Origin of the sequence: Pseudomonas persica, assembly GCF_900291015.1 — a bacterium.
In the GTDB taxonomy this organism is placed as follows: domain Bacteria; phylum Pseudomonadota; class Gammaproteobacteria; order Pseudomonadales; family Pseudomonadaceae; genus Aquipseudomonas.
Genome location: NZ_OLKL01000007.1, coordinates 41,386 through 59,296, shown reverse-complemented (window position 1 = coordinate 59,296; position 17,911 = coordinate 41,386). Strand labels below are relative to the sequence as shown.

The following is a 17,911-nucleotide window of genomic DNA, read 5'->3' as shown; positions in this document are numbered from 1 at the left end:
AAGTAGTACCCATGAGCGAATTCAAGCGCATCCCTCCCGACCAGGCCTTGGAGCTTCGCAAGAAAGAAGGTGCGGTCGTCGTCGATATTCGCGACCCCCAAGCTTTCGCCGCCGGCCATATCACCGGTGCCAGGCATCTGGATAACCACTCGGTCGCCGAGTTCATTCGCAATGCCGACCTCGATGCTCCGACCCTGGTGGTGTGCTACCACGGCAATTCCAGCCAGAGCGCTGCCGCCTACCTGGTGAACCAGGGCTTCTCCGACGTGTACAGCGTGGACGGCGGCTTTGAGCTATGGCGCGCCACCTACCCGGCCGAGACGGCCCAGGGCACTGCCGAATAATTTTTTCATTTTTACTCCAGCCCGCGCCCCGTGCGGGCTTGCGGCTTATCTGACGAACGGTCGTTCGCAACTTCTCCGCCCCGCGCCCTTGACCTTGCGGATAACCAACTATTCTTAAGCGCAGGCCATCCAGAAAAAGGGGAGAGCCGGTACACCGGCGTGCGGGTCATCGGTAGCGTTACAGGGTGTTCTGGGGGGTATACAGCAGCCGGCGAACCCGGTTGCATGCCAGCATCAGCTGACTGATCCGGCGTCGTCTCCACGTATCGAGCGAGGTGACGTCATGAGTATTTTTAGCCACTTCCAACAACGTTTCGAGTCTACGCGCCAGGAAGAGCTCTCGCTGCAGGAGTACCTCGAGCTGTGCAAAGAGGATCGCAGTGCCTACGCATCGGCGGCCGAACGGCTGTTGCTGGCCATCGGTGAGCCGGAGCTGATCGACACCTCCACCAACTCCAGACTGTCGCGAATCTTCTCCAACAAGGTTATCCGCCGCTATCCGGCCTTTGCCGACTTCCATGGCATGGAAGAGTGCATCGACCAGATCGTGTCCTACTTCCGCCACGCCGCCCAAGGTCTGGAAGAAAAGAAACAGATCCTCTATCTGCTGGGCCCGGTGGGCGGCGGTAAATCGTCGCTGGCCGAAAAACTCAAGCAGCTGATGGAAAAGGTACCGTTCTACGCCATCAAGGGCTCGCCGGTATTCGAGTCGCCCCTGGGGCTGTTCAACGCCACCGAAGACGGGGCCATCCTCGAGGAAGAGTTCGGCATCCCGCGGCGCTACCTGAACACCATCATGTCGCCCTGGGCCACCAAGCGCCTGCAGGAGTTCGGCGGCGACATCAGCAAGTTCAAGGTGGTCAAGCTGTACCCATCGATCCTCAACCAGATCGCCATCGCCAAGACCGAGCCCGGCGACGAGAACAACCAGGACATTTCGGCCCTGGTCGGTAAGGTGGATATCCGCAAGCTCGAGGAATTCCCGCAGAACGACGCCGACGCGTACGCCTATTCGGGCGCGCTGTGCCGGGCCAACCAGGGCCTGATGGAATTCGTCGAGATGTTCAAGGCCCCGATCAAGGTCCTGCACCCGTTGCTTACCGCCACCCAGGAAGGCAACTACAACAGTACCGAAGGCCTCGGCGCCATCCCCTATTCCGGGATTTTGCTGGCCCACTCCAACGAATCGGAATGGCACACCTTCCGCAACAACAAGAACAACGAGGCGTTCATCGACCGGATCTACATCGTCAAGGTGCCGTACTGCCTGCGCGTCAGCGACGAAATCAAGATCTACGACAAGCTGCTGGTCAACAGCTCGCTGGCCAAGGCCCATTGCGCACCAGACACGCTGAAGATGCTCGCCCAGTTCACCGTGCTGTCGCGCCTGAAAGAACCGGAAAACTCCAACATCTACTCGAAGATGCGGGTGTACGATGGGGAAAACCTCAAGGACACCGACCCGAAGGCCAAGTCGATCCAGGAATACCGCGATGCCGCCGGCGTCGACGAAGGCATGAACGGCCTGTCGACCCGCTTCGCCTTCAAGATCCTGTCCAAGGTATTCAACTTCGACCCGCATGAAGTGGCCGCCAACCCGGTGCACCTGCTGTATGTGCTGGAACAGCAGATCGAGCAGGAACAGTTCCCGGCCGAAGTGCGCGAACGCTACCTGCGCTACCTGAAGGAGTACCTGGCCCCGCGCTATATCGAGTTCATCGGCAAGGAAATCCAGACCGCCTACCTGGAGTCCTACAGCGAATACGGCCAGAACATCTTCGACCGCTACGTGCTGTACGCCGACTTCTGGATCCAGGACCAGGAATACCGCGACCCGGAAACCGGCGAAATCCTCAACCGTATCGCCCTCAACGAAGAACTGGAGAAGATCGAGAAACCGGCCGGCATCAGCAACCCGAAAGATTTCCGCAACGAAATCGTCAACTTCGTGCTGCGTGCACGTGCCAACAACAACGGTAAGAACCCGAGCTGGCTGAGCTACGAAAAGCTGCGGGTGGTGATCGAGAAGAAAATGTTCTCCAACACCGAGGACCTGCTGCCGGTCATCAGCTTCAACGCCAAGGCCAGCAAGGAGGACCAACAGAAACACAACGACTTCGTCACGCGGATGGTGGAGCGTGGCTACACCGACAAACAGGTTCGTCTGCTGTCGGAATGGTACCTGCGGGTCAGGAAATCGCAATAAAGCGACAGGCTACACACCGCACGCCCAGGGCTGCTACGCCAGCCTTGGGCGGCGGCAGCTGCTTTGCTGCCTTTACCTGCAGCAACTCGTAGCTTGAAGCGTGCAGCTGTTCCCAGCTACCGGAGGGACCATGAGCTACGTTATAGACCGACGCCTGAACGGCAAGAACAAGAGCACGGTGAACCGCCAGCGCTTCCTGCGGCGGTACCGCGAACACATCAAGAAAGCCGTCGAAGAGGCGGTGAGCCGCCGTTCCATCATGGACATGGAACATGGCGAGCAGATCAGCATTCCGGGGCGCGACATCGACGAACCGGTGCTGCACCATGGTCGTGGGGGCAAACAGACCATCGTGCACCCAGGCAACAAGGAATTCACCGCAGGTGAACATATCCCCAGGCCGCAAGGCGGCGGCGGTGGCAGTGGCCGTGGCAAAGCCGGCAACTCCGGCGAGGGCATGGATGACTTCGTCTTCCAGATCACCCAGGAAGAATTCCTCGAGTTCATGTTCGAGGACCTCGAACTGCCCAACCTGGTCAAACGTCACCTGACCGGGGCAGACACCTTCAAGACCGTGCGCGCCGGTATCGCCAACGAAGGCAACCCGTCACGCATCAACATCGTGCGCACCCTGCGTTCGGCCCATGCCCGGCGCATCGCCCTGACCGGCAGCAGCCGCGCACTGTTGCGCGAAGCGCAGAAGGAACTCGCCCGCCTGAAGGTCGAGGAACCGGACAACTTCACCGATATCCAGGAAGTCGAACATGAGATCGAACGCCTGAAGGCACGTATCAACCGCCTGCCTTTCCTCGACACCTTCGACCTCAAGTACAACCTGTTGGTCAAGCAGCCCAACCCCAGTTCCAAGGCGGTGATGTTCTGCCTGATGGACGTGTCCGGCTCGATGACCCAGGCCACCAAGGACATCGCCAAGCGCTTCTTCATCCTGCTGTACCTGTTCCTCAAACGTAACTACGAGCGCATCGAAGTGGTCTTTATCCGCCACCACACCAGCGCGCGTGAAGTCGACGAGGAAGAATTCTTCTATTCGCGGGAAACCGGCGGCACCATCGTTTCCAGCGCACTCAAGCTGATGCAGGAGGTCATGGCCGAACGCTACCCGGCCAGCGACTGGAACATCTACGCCGCCCAGGCCTCCGACGGCGACAACTGGAACGACGACTCGCCGATCTGCCGCGACATCCTGGCCAAGCAGATCATGCCGCATGTGCAGTACTACACTTACGTTGAAATAACCCCTCGTGAGCACCAGGCGCTGTGGTACGAATACGAGCGCATCGGCGAAGCCTTCCCCGATACGTTCGCCCAGCAGCAGTTGGTATCGGCCGGCGACATCTACCCGGTCTTCCGTGAACTCTTCCAGCGCAGGTTAGCCACATGACCGCCAGAGCACAGAGACGCCAACCCATTTCCACCGGGTCCGAGTGGACGTTCGAACTGATCCAGACCTACGACCGGGAAATCAGCCGCCTGGCCGAGCGTTACGCCCTGGACACCTACCCCAACCAGATCGAGGTCATTACCGCCGAGCAGATGATGGACGCCTATGCCTCGGTCGGCATGCCACTGGGTTATCACCACTGGTCCTACGGTAAGCAGTTCCTCAGCACGGAAAAGTCCTACAGCCGCGGCCAGATGGGCCTGGCCTATGAGATCGTGATCAACTCCGACCCGTGCATCGCCTACCTGATGGAAGAAAACACCATGTGCATGCAGGCACTGGTGATCGCCCATGCCTGCTACGGCCATAACAGCTTCTTTAAAGGCAACTACCTGTTCCGCACCTGGACCGACGCCAGCTCGATCATCGACTACCTGGTGTTTGCCAAGCAGTACATCGCCCAGTGCGAAGAGCGCCATGGCATCGATGCCGTGGAAGACCTGATCGACTCCTGCCATGCCCTGATGAACTACGGCGTCGACCGTTACAAGCGGCCGTACCCGATTTCCGCCGAAGAGGAGCGACGGCGGCAGAAGGAGCGCGAGGAGCACCTGCAGCGGCAGATCAATGACCTGTGGCGGACCATTCCGAAGAGCGCAGACAAGGGTAACGAGCGCGATGATGCGCGCTTCCCCGCCGAACCGCAGGAAAACATCCTGTATTTCATCGAGAAGAACGCCCCGCTGCTGGAACCCTGGCAGCGCGAAGTGGTGCGCATCGTGCGCAAGATCGCCCAGTATTTCTACCCGCAGCGCCAGACCCAGGTAATGAACGAAGGCTGGGCGACGTTCTGGCACTACACGCTAATGAACGACCTGTACGACGAGGGACTGATCACCGAAGGCTTCATGATGGAGTTTTTGCAGTCGCACACCAGCGTGGTGTTCCAGCCCGGCTTCGACAGCCCCTACTACAACGGCATCAACCCCTACGCGCTGGGCTTTGCGATGTACACCGACATCCGCCGCATGTGCGAAAACCCGACCGAGGAAGATCGCCGCTGGTTCCCAGACATTGCCGGCAGTGACTGGCTTTCTACCATCAAGTTCGCCATGAGCAGCTTCAAGGACGAGAGCTTTATCCTGCAGTATCTGTCGCCCAAGGTCATGCGTGATCTCAAGCTGTTCAGCATTCTCGATGACGACCAGCGCGACGACCTGTATGTACCTGCCATCCACGACGAGGCCGGCTACCGGACCATTCGCGAACTACTGGCGGCGCAGTACAACCTGGGCAACCGCGAACCCAACGTGCAGATCTGGAGCGTCGACCGCCGCGGCGACCGCTCGCTGACCTTGCGCCACCAGCAACACAACCGCAAACCGCTGGGCGATTCGACCGATGAAGTGCTCAAACACCTGCACCGCCTGTGGGGCTTCGACATCCATCTGGAGACCGTGCAGGGCGAGCAGGTGATGAAGACCCACCATATGCCACCGCGCGGCGAACACGGCGAAAGCGCCGACTACGGCCGCATGGACCTGGCGGTCATCCACCACCTCTAGGGCTACGCCATAACTGCCGACAGGGTATCCTGTCGGCAGTTATGGAGAGCTGCACATGCACATCTACAAAGTCGGCGGCGCCGTGCGCGACCGCCTGCTCGGCCGTCCGGTCAGCGATATCGACTGGCTGGTGGTCGGCGCCACGGTCGAGGAAATGCACGCCAAGGGCTTTCGCCCGGTCGGCGCTGATTTCCCTGTATTCCTGCACCCGAAAACCGGCGAGGAATACGCCTTGGCGCGCACCGAGCGCAAAAGCGGGCGCGGCTACGGCGGGTTCACCTTCCACGCCAGCCCCGATGTGACCCTGGAAGAAGACCTGATCCGCCGTGACCTGACCATCAATGCGATGGCCGAGGATGAGGCGGGTACGCTGTACGACCCCTATCATGGCCAGGACGATCTCGATCAGCGCCTGTTGCGCCATGTTTCCCCGGCATTCGCCGAAGATCCTTTGCGCGTGCTGCGTGTTGCGCGCTTTGCTGCCCGTTATGCACCGCTGGGTTTCCGGGTTGCCGATGAGACCCTTGAGTTGATGCGCCGGATCAGCGCCTCTGGCGAACTGCAGGCGCTGACTGCCGAGCGCAGCTGGAAAGAAATCGAGCGGGCGCTGATGGAGGTGCAGCCGCAGGTGTTCTTCCAGGTGCTGAGTGCTTGTGGGGCCCGGCAGGAGCTGTTGCCTGAGCTTGATGACGGCCCCCAGGCCTTGGCGGCGCTGGAACAGGCGGCAATGCACGAACAGCCCCTGCATGTACGCTGGGCCTGCTTGCTGCGAGCACTGGCACCAGCCGCGATCAAAGCTATCAACCAGCGCCTCAAGGCGCCGCGAGAGTGCCAGGAGCTGGCGTTGCTGACGGGCGAGTGCCTGGCGCAAGGCAACCAGGCGCTGGGGCTGCCCGCCACGGCATTGCTGGCGTTGTTGCAGAAGTTCGATGTGTACCGGCGGCCGCAGCGCTTCGAGGACTTCCTGATCGCTTGCGAGATGGCAGCGCTGGGCGAAGGCAAATCGGGTTATCCACAGGCCGATTACCTGCGAGGGGCAGCGGCAGCGGCGCGGGCGGTGGATGTGAAGCCGTTGGTGCAGGCAGGGCTGACTGGCCAGGCCTTGGGCGAAGCGCTCAAAAGTGAGCGGCTGAAAGCACTCGAGGCTTACCAGCGCAGTTAGCCATACCGGCCCTTTCGCGGCTAAAGCCGCTCCCACAGGAATCGCACAACACTTGGCATCATGCGATCACTGTGGGAGCGGCTTTAGCCGCGAAAGGGCCGGCACCGGTTCAAGCTGGAGTCAGCTGCAACCCACGCCACTCAAAGGCAACCGGCGCCAACACCTGATCGATTCGCGCCTCCTGCCACAACTGCGCCATCGTCTTGCCTACCCCCGGGTGCACCAGCTCCGGCGCCAGCAGCGACAGCGGCCACAGCACAAAGGCGTTCTTCAGGATCTCGGCCCGAGGCAACACCAGCCCATCGAACGTGCCGTGCAAATCGTCATACATCAGCACGTCGATATCCAGTGGCAGCCCTCTGCGGTCAGGCGCATAGCGGCCATTGTCGGCCTCGATGAACTTCAGCCGGCGGTCCAGTTCGATCAACGGCAACGCCGTCTGCCCGGTCACCACGAAGTTGATGAACGGCCCGCTCTTGATCCCCACCGCCTGGCTTTCGAACGCCGGCGAACAGCGTATGTCGGTCAGGATGCCCGCCAACGCATCGAGCCCGGCGCACAAGTGCGCCTCGCGGTCGATGTTGCTGCCAAGGCCCAGGTAAACCGTGCTTAGAGACATCCGCGCTCGATCTCCACGCCGACACCACCACGGGCCGCAGGCACCGCACCCGGCTTGGTCAGCTTCAACCGCACCCACGGGATATGGAACTCTTCCATCAACGTCGCCACCAGGCGCTCGGCGAAGGTTTCCACCAACTCGAAACGGGCCTGTTCGGCAAACGCCTGGATGCGCGCCGACACACTGGCATAGTCCAGCGCCAGGCTCAGGTCGTCACCGGCCGCAGCCGGGCGGTTGTCCCAGGCAAAGCTCAGGTCCAGGCGCAAGCACTGGCGAATATCCCGCTCCCAGTCATAGGCACCGATGACGGTATCGACTTCCAGGCCTTCGATGAACACTCTGTCCAAGCACTTCTCTCCACAGCACGACAAGGGCGACTGGCGCCGTTAGAATCAGGGCGTCCTCGCCCGGAATAGTTAGCATGTTTTGGTTACTGGCGTTGCTCGCCTACCTGCTCGGCTCGCTGTCCTTCGCCATCGTCCTCAGCCGCCTGACCGGCAGCCCGGACCCGCGTTCCAGCGGTTCAGGCAATGCCGGCGCCACCAACATGCTACGCCTGGCAGGCCGCAAACTGGCGATCCTGACCCTGCTTGGCGACCTGTGCAAGGGCCTGTTGCCGGTTTTGCTCGCCCGCCTTGCCGGGCTGGACCTGCACGCGCAGGCCTGGGTTGGCGTGTGCGCGGTGCTGGGCCACCTGTTCCCGCTGTATTTCCGCTTCCAGGGTGGCAAGGGCGTGGCAACTGCCGCCGGCATGCTCATGGCCCTGTACTTCCCGGCCGCGTTGCTGGCCATCGGCGCCTGGCTGCTGATCTTCTACCTTACCCGTACCAGCTCGCTGGCGGCGCTGATCGCCACACCGCTGATCCTGCCATTGCTGGCCTGGCGCGAGCCCGAAGCCCTGCTGCCGATGACCGTGCTGACGGCGATGATCGTGTGGCGCCACCGCAGCAACCTGCGCGACCTGTTTGCCGGGCGCGAACGGCACTTCTGACGCTTAAACCGGCGGCAACTGCTCCATTGGCCAGCGTGCCTGCACGCTGATTGCCAGGTCCTGCTGCTGTCCGGCCAACAAGCGCTGGCAGCCAGCGTAGGCGATCATCGCGCCGTTGTCGGTGCAGAACTGCGGACGTGCGTAGTACACATTGCCCTTGATGCTGCCGAGCATGTCCTCGAGGGACGCGCGCAGAGCCTTGTTGGCGCTGACACCACCGGCAATGACCAGGCGCTTGAGGCCAGTCTGCTTCAGCGCCCGCTTGCACTTGATGGTCAAAGTCTCCACCACCGCCTGTTGGAATGCCAGGGACAGGTCGCAACGGGTTTGCTCACTGTCGTCGCCGGCATCGCGGCACTGCTGCCAGGTGTTCAGGGCAAAGGTTTTCAGGCCGCTGAAGCTGAATTCCAGGCCCGGGCGGTCGGTCATCGGCCGCGGGAACACGAAGCGGCCAGGCACGCCGCGCTCGGCCAGGCGGGCGATTTCCGGGCCACCGGGGTAATTCAGGCCGATCAGCTTGGCAGTCTTGTCGAACGCTTCACCGGCGGCGTCGTCCAGGCTCTCGCCCAGCAGCTCGTACTGACCGATGCCATCGACCCGTACCAGCTGGGTGTGGCCACCGGAAACCAACAAAGCGACGAACGGAAACTCCGGCGGGTTTTCTTCCAGCATGGGCGCCAGCAGGTGGCCTTCCATGTGGTGCACGCCAATCGCCGGGATGTCCCAGGCGAAGGCCAGCGCCTGGGCACAGGAGGCCCCCACCAGCAATGCACCGACCAGGCCCGGGCCGGCGGTGTAGGCGATGGCGTCGATCTCGGTGGCGACGCAGCCGGCCTCGTCCAGCACCTGGCGGATGAGTGGCAGCATGCGCTTGACGTGGTCACGCGAGGCAAGCTCTGGCACCACACCGCCGAACACACGGTGCAGGTCGATCTGGCTGAACAGCGCGTCGGCCAACAAACCGCGCTCGCTGTCGTATAATGCGACGCCAGTTTCGTCGCAGGATGTTTCCAATCCCAGTACTAGCATGGGTTCGTCCCTTGTGGGGGCTGAATTCGAAGCCGCGCATGATAGTCCCCGTGTCGGATGCCGACCAGCGGTTTTCGATCAGAGGCTTTGCATTCCGGCTTGCTAAGGGTTAACATCCGCAACCCTTGAAAACCGACGTTCTCCAGCACACCTTTGTTTTGCCAGGAGCACGTCTACCCCGGTAATGAATTAAGGTAGCCCTGGATGCCAGCCGTCAAAGTTAAAGAGAACGAACCCTTCGACGTAGCTCTGCGTCGTTTCAAGCGCTCCTGCGAAAAAGCCGGTGTACTGGCTGAAGTTCGTAGCCGCGAGTTTTACGAGAAGCCGACCGCCGAGCGTAAGCGCAAAGCAGCTGCTGCTGTTAAGCGTCACGCCAAGAAAGTTCAGCGCGAACAGCGCCGCGCCGTTCGTCTGTACTAATACAGACGTTCAACGCAAAGCTTCTGCCCTGCCCGGCTAACCGCCGGGCGATGGCAGTAGTAGCCTCAAACTTGAGCAGCTAGCTCAAGGCCCTGCACAAGCTTAACGCGAACTGCACATGGGCAACCTGCCTGAAACGTCAGAGCTGGTCCTCCTTGTTGTATGACCAGACGTGCACGTCCGACTGACGGGCCCTCAGGGGCTGGCGACGAGCACACATTCCCTCGCACTTCCCCAAGCGGCACTCGCCCCATTCGGCGCGTGAGCGATTAGACTTGCCAGTTGCCAGATGACGAGACTGCCATGGCCGGGCTGATTCCCCAGAGTTTCATTGACGACCTTATCAACCGCCTCGACATCGTCGACGTGGTGAGTTCGCGCGTTCAGCTGAAAAAAACCGGCAAGAACTACTCCGCCTGCTGCCCGTTCCACAAGGAAAAGACCCCTTCCTTCACGGTCAGCCCCGACAAGCAGTTCTACTACTGCTTCGGCTGCGGCGCCGGCGGCAACGCCCTGGGCTTCGTCATGGACCACGACAACCTGGACTTCCCCCAGGCCGTCGAGGAACTGGCCCGCGCCGCCGGCATGGAAGTGCCCCGCGAGCAAGGCCGCCGCGACCACAAGCCGCGCCAGCCAACCGATTCGCCGCTATACCCGCTGCTGGACGCCGCCTCGGAGTTCTACCGCCAGGCCCTGCGTAACCACCCGACCCGCAAGGCGGCGGTGGAGTACCTCAAGGGTCGCGGCCTGTCCGGGGAAATCGCCCGTGACTTTGGCCTGGGCTTCGCCCCACCAGGCTGGGACAACCTGCTCAAGCACCTGGGTGCCGACAGCCTGCAGCAAAAGGTGATGATCGATGCCGGCCTGCTGATCGAGAACGCCGAGAGCGGCAAGCGCTACGACCGTTTCCGCGACCGGGTGATGTTCCCGATCCGCGACAGCCGCGGGCGCATCATCGCCTTCGGCGGCCGGGTACTCGGCGACGACAAACCCAAGTACCTGAACTCGCCGGAAACCCCGGTGTTCCACAAGGGCCAGGAACTGTACGGCCTGTACGAGGCACGCAAGCACAACCGCAACCTCGACGAAATCATCGTCGTCGAGGGCTACATGGACGTCATTGCCCTGGCCCAGCAGGGCCTGCGCAATGCCGTAGCCACACTCGGCACTGCCACCAGCGAAGAGCACCTCAAGCGCCTGTTTCGCGTGGTGCCCAGCGTGCTGTTCTGCTTCGACGGTGACCAGGCCGGGCGCAAGGCTGCCTGGCGCGCCCTGGAATCGACCCTGTCGAACCTGCAGGACGGCCGCCGCGCGCGCTTCCTGTTCCTGCCCGAAGGCGAAGACCCGGACAGCCTGGTGCGCGCCGAAGGCACCGATGCCTTCATGGCCCGCATCAACCAGCACGCCCAGCCGCTGGCCGATTACTTCTTCGAGCAATTAAGCGTCGAAGCCGACCCGCGCTCGCTGGAAGGCAAGGCGCACATGGCGACCCTGGCCGCACCGTTGATCGAAAAGATCCCCGGCGCCAACCTGCGCCAACTGATGCGCAACCGCCTGAAGGAAATCACCGGCCTTGACCCGCAGCTGGTCGAGCAACTGGCGCAACACGCCCCGGCCCCCAGCAGCGTGCCGGACTACGACCCTGGCTACGACTACGACGCCATGGCCAGCTACACCCCCGACTACGGCGACATGCCGCAGCACGACTACGCCCCCGTTCATCAGGAGCAGGAGTGGAAGCCGAACAAGGGCGCTGGCAAGAAGCAATGGAGCGACAAGCCCTGGGACAAGAACCGCAAGGGCGGCAAGCCCTGGCAGCAACGCGATGAAGCGCCACCACGCGTGCCGGCCCCGGTCGAGCCACCCACCCTGGCCGCTCTGCGCACCCTGCTGCACCACCCACTGCTGGCCGGCAAGGTGGAAGATGCCAGCCACTTCGCTGACGAAGAGCACCTGTACAGCCAGCTGCTGGTAGCACTGATCGAAGCCGCGCAGAAAAATCCTGGGCTAAGCTCAATGCAGTTGATCGCACGTTGGCACGGCACCGAACAGGGGCGCCTGCTGCGGGCCCTGGCGGAAAAGGAATGGCTGATCGTGGCCGACAACCTTGAACAACAGTTTTTCGACACTATAACTAGCTTGTCTGCCCGCCAACGCGAGCGCAGCCTGGAACAACTGCTCAGGAAATCACGTCAAAGCGAATTGACCAGCGAGGAAAAAACCCAGCTCCTCGCCCTGCTGAGCCGGAATGTTCCCGCACAAACGCCGACCTCATCTGGCGCGTGAGGCCCATGCTCGGGTATAATCCTCGGCTTGTTTTTTGCCCGCCAAGACCTTCAGTGGATAGGGTGTTATGTCCGGAAAAGCGCAACAGCAGTCTCGTATCAAAGAGTTGATCACCCGCGGTCGTGAGCAGGGCTACCTGACTTACGCGGAGGTCAACGACCACCTGCCTGAGGATATTTCAGATCCGGAACAGGTGGAAGACATCATCCGCATGATCAACGACATGGGGATCAACGTATTCGAGAGTGCTCCGGATGCGGATGCCCTTCTGTTGGCGGAAGCCGACACCGACGAAGCCGCGGCCGAAGAAGCCGCTGCTGCGTTGGCGGCCGTTGAAACCGATATCGGCCGTACGACCGACCCGGTGCGCATGTACATGCGCGAAATGGGTACCGTCGAGTTGCTGACCCGCGAAGGCGAAATCGAAATCGCCAAGCGTATCGAGGAAGGCATTCGCGAAGTCATGGGCGCCATCGCCCACTTCCCGGGCACTGTCGACTACATTCTCGGCGAATATGACCGCGTCACCACCGAAGGTGGCCGTCTGTCCGACGTTCTCAGTGGTTACATCGACCCTGACGACAATATCGCCGCGCCGACCGAAGAAGTGCCGATTCCCGGCACCAAGGCCGCCGCCGCGAAGGAAGAGTCCGACGACGAAGAAGAAGAGTCGGAAAGCGGTGACGACGAGGAAGAGGCCGAGAGCGGCCCGGACCCGGAAGTCGCGCGCCAGCGCTTCGGTGCGGTCAACGATCAGCTGCAGGTTACCAACAAGGTCCTGAAGAAAAACGGTCGTGCCCACAAGGAAAGCATCGAGGCCCTGCAGGCCCTGGCCGACCTGTTCATGCCGATCAAACTGGTACCGAAACAGTTCGAGGTACTGGTAGAGCGTGTTCGTGACGCCCTGAACCGTCTGCGCCAGCAGGAACGCGCCATCATGCAGCTGTGCGTGCGTGACGCCCGCATGCCGCGTGCCGACTTCCTGCGCATGTTCCCGAGCAACGAAACCGACCAGACCTGGAGCGGTGACCTGGCCAAGCGCAACACCAAGTGGGCTGCCGCCCTGGGTGAAAAGGACGCTGCCATCGTCGCTTGCCAGCAGAAGCTGATCGACCTTGAGACCGAAACCGGCCTGACCGTTGCCGAGATCAAGGAAATCAACCGTCGCATGTCGATCGGTGAAGCCAAGGCCCGCCGCGCCAAGAAAGAAATGGTCGAGGCGAACCTGCGTCTGGTGATCTCCATTGCCAAGAAGTACACCAACCGTGGCCTGCAATTCCTCGACCTGATCCAGGAAGGCAACATCGGTTTGATGAAAGCGGTGGACAAGTTCGAATACCGTCGCGGCTACAAGTTCTCGACCTACGCCACCTGGTGGATCCGCCAGGCGATCACCCGTTCGATCGCCGACCAGGCACGCACCATCCGTATTCCGGTGCACATGATCGAGACGATCAACAAGCTCAACCGTATTTCCCGCCAGATGCTGCAGGAAATGGGTCGCGAACCGACCCCGGAAGAGCTGGGCGAGCGCATGGAAATGCCTGAGGACAAGATCCGCAAGGTACTGAAGATCGCCAAAGAGCCGATCTCCATGGAAACCCCGATCGGTGACGACGAAGATTCGCACCTGGGCGACTTCATCGAGGACTCGACCATGCAGTCCCCGATCGACGTGGCCACGGTCGAAAGCCTCAAGGAAGCCACCCGTGACGTGCTCTCGGGCCTGACCGCACGCGAAGCCAAGGTGCTGCGCATGCGTTTCGGTATCGACATGAACACCGACCACACCCTCGAAGAGGTGGGCAAGCAGTTCGACGTGACCCGTGAGCGGATCCGTCAGATCGAAGCGAAGGCGTTGCGCAAACTGCGCCACCCGACTCGCAGCGAGCATCTGCGCTCCTTCCTCGACGAGTGATGACAAAACCCCGGCCCAGGCCGGGGTTTTTCTTTCCGGCCCTGCGCGATCCGTGTGGGAGCCGGCTTGCCGGCGATGGGCTGCGCAGCAGCCCCATTTCCTCATTACCGCCCCCCTTTCGACAGCCAGAACACAAAGCCCGCCCTTCCACCGCACACCTGCAGCAATGCCCGTCTACACTCGATTTCAGACCCCCTGAATGCGAGGCCGCTATGCACCCGATGCCGGCCATCCTGTTGCTGCTCCTGGTTTTGTGGAACACAACGGCCGGCGCCCTGACCCTGACAGACGAGGAGAAAACCTGGTTGGCTGCCCACCCGCAGCTGAACCTGGGTGTAGACGCCTCTTGGCCACCGTTCGAGTTTCGCGACCAGGAGGGCCGGTACCAGGGATTGGCCGCCGATTACATCGCCACAATCCAGCAACGCCTGGGGGTGACGCTCAAACCGGTCGAACCCAGCAGCTGGACCGAGGTACTGGCGCAGGCCCGCGAAAGCCGCATCGACCTGCTGCCCGGCATCATGTCCACCCCCGAGCGCCAAGGTTATCTGGCCTTCACCCGGCCGTACCTCGACTTCCCTATTGTCATCCTCGCGCATAAAGGCGGCGCACAGCCGCGCAACCTGGACGACCTGTACGGCCTGAAGATTGCCGTGGTCGAAAACTACGCCCCGCACGAACTGCTGCGCACCCAGCATCCAGACCTCAACCTGGTAGCCCTGCCCAACGTCAGCTCCACTCTACAAGCCCTGGCCACCGACGAAGTGGACGCGGTGGTGGGTGACCTCGCTTCTAGCATCTGGAGCCTGCGCCAGCTCAAGCTCGACGGCCTCTACGTCAGCGGCGAAACACCCTACCGCTACCAGCTGGCCATGGCCGTCCCGCGCGACAAGAAGGTGCTGGTCGGCATTCTCGACAAAGTGATGGCCGACATGAGCAGCGGTGAAGTCAGCCAGATCCAGCAACGCTGGGTGGGCAATGTGGTCGACCAACGGATGTTCTGGTCCGACCTGCTGATGTATGGCCTGCCCGCGGTACTGGTATTGATAGCCGTGCTGGCAGTGGTCATCCGCATCAATCGCCGGCTCAGTTCGGAAATTTCCCGGCGCATTGCCCTCGAACAGGAACTGCGCAGCAGCGAGTACCACTATCGCAGCCTGGTCGAGAGCCTGTCCGCCATCGCCTGGGAGGCCGACGCCAACGACTTCACCTACAGCTACGTCTCGCCCCACGCCGAAGGCCTGCTCGGCTACCCACTGGGTGACTGGCTCAAGCCCGGCTTCTGGCGCAGCATCCTGCACCCGGAGGACGCCCTCTGGGCCCAGGCCTACTGCGACAGCGAAACCGCCGCCGGGCGCGACCACAGCCTCGACTATCGGGTGATCCGGGCCGATGGTCAGCCACTGTGGGTGCGCAACATCGTCAGCATGATCGAGCATGGCCACCAACCGGTGATGCGCGGGCTGATGATCGACATCAGCGAGACCAAGCGCACCGAGAACGCCCTGCGCCTATCCGAGCAGAAGTTCGCCTCGGTGTTCCAGCAGTGCCCCGACATCCTGCTGATCGCCCGCCACAGCGACGGCTGCCTGCTGGAGGTGAACGAGGCCTTCGAAGAACAGATCGGCCTCACCCCGGGCCAAGTCATCGGCCGCACGGCCACCGATCTCAACCTGTGGGGCGTCGACGGCACCGGCCCACGCCTGCTCGAACGCCTGCACCAAGGCGGTATCCGCAACCTGGAAATGAGCTTCCGCCGCAGCAACGGCCAACTGTTCACCGGCCTGACCTCGGCCGAAACCTTCGAGCTCGACGGCAACCTCGCGCTGGTGGTAGCGGTACGCGACATCAGCCAGCTCAAGAAAACCCAGGAGCAGTTGCAAACCTCGGAGGAGAAATTCGCCAAGGCCTTCCACGCCTCGCCCGATGGCCTGCTGCTGTCGCGCCAGAGTGACGGCTTGCTGCTCGAAGTGAACGAGGGCTTCTGCCGCCTCACTGGCTATGACCTCAGCCCGACCCTCGACCAGACCTCGCTGGACCTGGGCATCTGGGTCGACCTCAACGAACGCAAGCGCCTGGTCGACCAGCTCAACCGCGACGGCTTCGTACGCGACTTCACGTGCCACCTGCGCCGCAGCGATGGGCAGATTCGCCTCTGCGAGCTCTCTGCACGGCCGCTGCCGATTGCTGGCGACGACTGCATGCTGACCATCGCCCGCGACATCACCGAACGCCACCTGATGCAGGAAAAGCTGCAGCTGGCCGCGACCGTGTTCGAGAACACCGCCGAAGGCGTGCTGATCACCGACATCGACCAGCGCATCAGTGCCGTCAACCGCGCCTTCAGCGAAATCACCGGCTACAGCGAGATCGAAGCCCTCGGCCAGACCCCACGCCTGCTCGCCTCCGGCCAGCACGACAGCGCGTTCTATGTCGCCATGTGGCACCAGCTGACCGATGAAGGCCACTGGCAAGGCGAGATCTACAACAAGCGCAAGAACGGCGAGCTGTACCCCGGCTGGCTGACCATCAGCGCCGTACGCAACAGCGAGCGCGAGATCACCCACTTCGTCGCCGTGTTCGCCGACATCTCCAGCCTCAAGCATGCCCAGGCCAAGCTCGACTACCAGGCCCACCACGACCCGCTGACCGGCCTGCCCAATCGCGCCCTGTTCGAGAACCGTCTGCAGGCCGCGCTCGCCTGCTCGCAGCTGTCCGCCCGCAAGGGCGCGGTGCTGTTCCTTGACCTCGACCGTTTCAAGCACATCAACGACAGCCTCGGCCACCCGGTCGGCGATCTGCTGCTCAAAGGCATCGCCCAGCGCCTGAAGGAGCAGGTACGCGACATCGACACCGTGGCCCGCCTGGGCGGTGATGAGTTCATCATCCTGTTGCCCGGCCTGCACAAAGCCAGTGACGCCAGCACCATCGCCAACAAACTGCTGGCCTGCTTCAACGCGCCGTTCCAGGCCGGCGAGCACGAGTTCTTCACCAGCGCCAGCATCGGTATCAGCCTTTATCCACAGGACGGCACCGACGTTTCCACACTGATTCGCAACGCCGACGCTGCCATGTACCGCTCCAAGGCCAAGGGCCGCAACCGCGTCGAGGCCTACACCCTCGACCTCACCGCCCAGGCCAGCGAACGCATTGCCCTGGAGCACGAGCTGCGCCGCGCCATCGAACGCAACGAATTGAGCCTGTGTTTCCAGCCCAAGCTCAGCCTCAAGACCCAGAGCCTGGTGGGCGCCGAAGCACTGATCCGCTGGAGCCACCCGACCTTTGGTGAGGTGCCGCCGGAGCACTTCATCCACCTGGCGGAAGATAACGGCACCATCCTCCAGATCGGCGACTGGGTGCTGGAGCAGGCCTGCCGGCAGATGCAGGCCTGGAAGCTGCACTACGAACCCTTCGGCCCGCTGTCGATCAACCTCGCTGGCGCCCAGCTGCGCCACCCGCACCTGGCCCGACGCATCGAACAGCTGTTGAAGCAATGCCAACTCAAGGCCGGCGACCTGCAGCTGGAGATTACCGAAAACTTCATCATGAGCCAGGCAGAAGAAGCCCTGGCCGTGTTGTACCAGCTGAAGAAACTGGGCGTGCAGCTGGCCATCGATGACTTCGGCACCGGTTATTCATCGCTGAGCTACCTCAAGCGCCTGCCGCTGGACATCCTCAAGATCGACAAGTCGTTCATCCGCGGCCTGCCCGACGACCCCCACGACGCCGCCATCGCCCGCGCGATCATCGCCCTGGGCCGCAGCATGCAGCTGACCATCATTGCCGAGGGTGTGGAGAATCAGGCACAGCAGCGCTTCCTGGCGGCTGAAGGGTGTGAACAGATCCAGGGATACATCGTCAGCCTGCCGCTGCCGCCAGAAGAGTTCGCAGCGACGTTTCTTCGCATAGCACTATCGGATCTTTCAGATGGCACAGGTGCGAAACCCTCGTTATAATCCGGCCACTTAC

At 62.1% G+C, this 17,911-nt stretch carries 13 protein-coding genes; 10 read left to right on the top strand and 3 right to left on the bottom strand.

Features of this window, described 5'->3' with window-relative positions; genetic code table 11:
* The first annotated feature begins 11 nt into the window (after window positions 1-11).
* The 5 genes from glpE (at window position 12) to FQ664_RS02410 (ending at window position 6,679) form a co-directional block, all read left to right on the top strand.
* Window positions 12-344, top strand: a complete 333-nt coding sequence (gene glpE / locus FQ664_RS02430; protein WP_144170288.1) for a thiosulfate sulfurtransferase GlpE — start codon at window positions 12-14, stop codon at window positions 342-344.
* A 283-nt stretch (window positions 345-627) separates the two neighbouring features.
* Window positions 628-2,550: a PrkA family serine protein kinase gene (locus tag FQ664_RS02425; protein WP_144170287.1), complete on the top strand. Its 1,923-nt coding sequence runs from the start codon at window positions 628-630 to the stop codon at window positions 2,548-2,550.
* A gap of 130 nt (window positions 2,551-2,680) precedes the next feature.
* Window positions 2,681-3,952, top strand: coding sequence for a YeaH/YhbH family protein (locus FQ664_RS02420; protein WP_144170286.1), 1,272 nt, complete (start codon window positions 2,681-2,683; stop codon window positions 3,950-3,952).
* Window positions 3,949-5,517: a SpoVR family protein gene (locus FQ664_RS02415; RefSeq protein ID WP_025337455.1), complete on the top strand. Its 1,569-nt coding sequence runs from the start codon at window positions 3,949-3,951 to the stop codon at window positions 5,515-5,517. Before FQ664_RS02420 ends, FQ664_RS02415 begins: the two co-directional genes overlap by 4 nt.
* A 55-nt stretch (window positions 5,518-5,572) precedes the next feature.
* Complete coding sequence (locus FQ664_RS02410; RefSeq protein WP_144170285.1) at window positions 5,573-6,679, top strand: multifunctional CCA addition/repair protein; 1,107 nt, start codon at window positions 5,573-5,575, stop codon at window positions 6,677-6,679.
* Between the two features lie 109 nt (window positions 6,680-6,788).
* Here the strand turns inward: FQ664_RS02410 and folK are convergent, their stop codons facing one another.
* Window positions 6,789-7,298: a 2-amino-4-hydroxy-6-hydroxymethyldihydropteridine diphosphokinase gene (gene folK, locus FQ664_RS02405; RefSeq protein ID WP_144170284.1), complete on the bottom strand. Its 510-nt coding sequence runs from the start codon at window positions 7,296-7,298 to the stop codon at window positions 6,789-6,791.
* Window positions 7,289-7,645, bottom strand: a complete 357-nt coding sequence (gene folB, locus FQ664_RS02400) for a dihydroneopterin aldolase (RefSeq protein WP_019471281.1) — start codon at window positions 7,643-7,645, stop codon at window positions 7,289-7,291. Before folB ends, folK begins: the two co-directional genes overlap by 10 nt.
* A gap of 74 nt (window positions 7,646-7,719) precedes the next feature.
* Between folB and plsY the strand changes: the two genes are divergently transcribed.
* Window positions 7,720-8,289 (top strand): glycerol-3-phosphate 1-O-acyltransferase PlsY, encoded by a 570-nt coding sequence (plsY, locus tag FQ664_RS02395; protein WP_144170283.1) that lies wholly within the window; start codon window positions 7,720-7,722, stop codon window positions 8,287-8,289.
* A 3-nt stretch (window positions 8,290-8,292) separates the two neighbouring features.
* On the opposite strand, the gene tsaD is transcribed toward plsY, so the two are convergent.
* Window positions 8,293-9,318: a tRNA (adenosine(37)-N6)-threonylcarbamoyltransferase complex transferase subunit TsaD gene (tsaD, locus tag FQ664_RS02390; RefSeq protein ID WP_013970580.1), complete on the bottom strand. Its 1,026-nt coding sequence runs from the start codon at window positions 9,316-9,318 to the stop codon at window positions 8,293-8,295.
* Between the two features lie 204 nt (window positions 9,319-9,522).
* Here tsaD and rpsU point away from each other — a divergent pair, with 204 nt between their 5' ends.
* The 4 genes from rpsU to FQ664_RS02370 all read left to right on the top strand — a co-directional run bounded on the left by rpsU (window position 9,523) and on the right by FQ664_RS02370 (window position 17,898).
* Entirely contained in the window at window positions 9,523-9,738 is a 216-nt protein-coding gene (gene rpsU, locus FQ664_RS02385) for a 30S ribosomal protein S21 (RefSeq protein ID WP_003255575.1), read from the top strand.
* A 303-nt stretch (window positions 9,739-10,041) separates the two neighbouring features.
* Window positions 10,042-12,024 carry a DNA primase gene (gene dnaG / locus FQ664_RS02380; RefSeq protein ID WP_144170282.1) on the top strand — a complete coding sequence of 661 codons (1,983 nt, stop codon included), beginning with the start codon at window positions 10,042-10,044 and terminating at the stop codon, window positions 12,022-12,024.
* Window positions 12,025-12,091: 67 nt separating this feature from the next.
* A complete protein-coding gene (gene rpoD / locus FQ664_RS02375) occupies window positions 12,092-13,942 on the top strand; it encodes an RNA polymerase sigma factor RpoD (protein ID WP_144170281.1) in 1,851 nt (616 codons plus the stop codon).
* A gap of 212 nt (window positions 13,943-14,154) precedes the next feature.
* Entirely contained in the window at window positions 14,155-17,898 is a 3,744-nt protein-coding gene (locus tag FQ664_RS02370) for an EAL domain-containing protein (protein ID WP_144170280.1), read from the top strand.
* The last annotated feature ends 13 nt before the right edge of the window (window positions 17,899-17,911 follow it).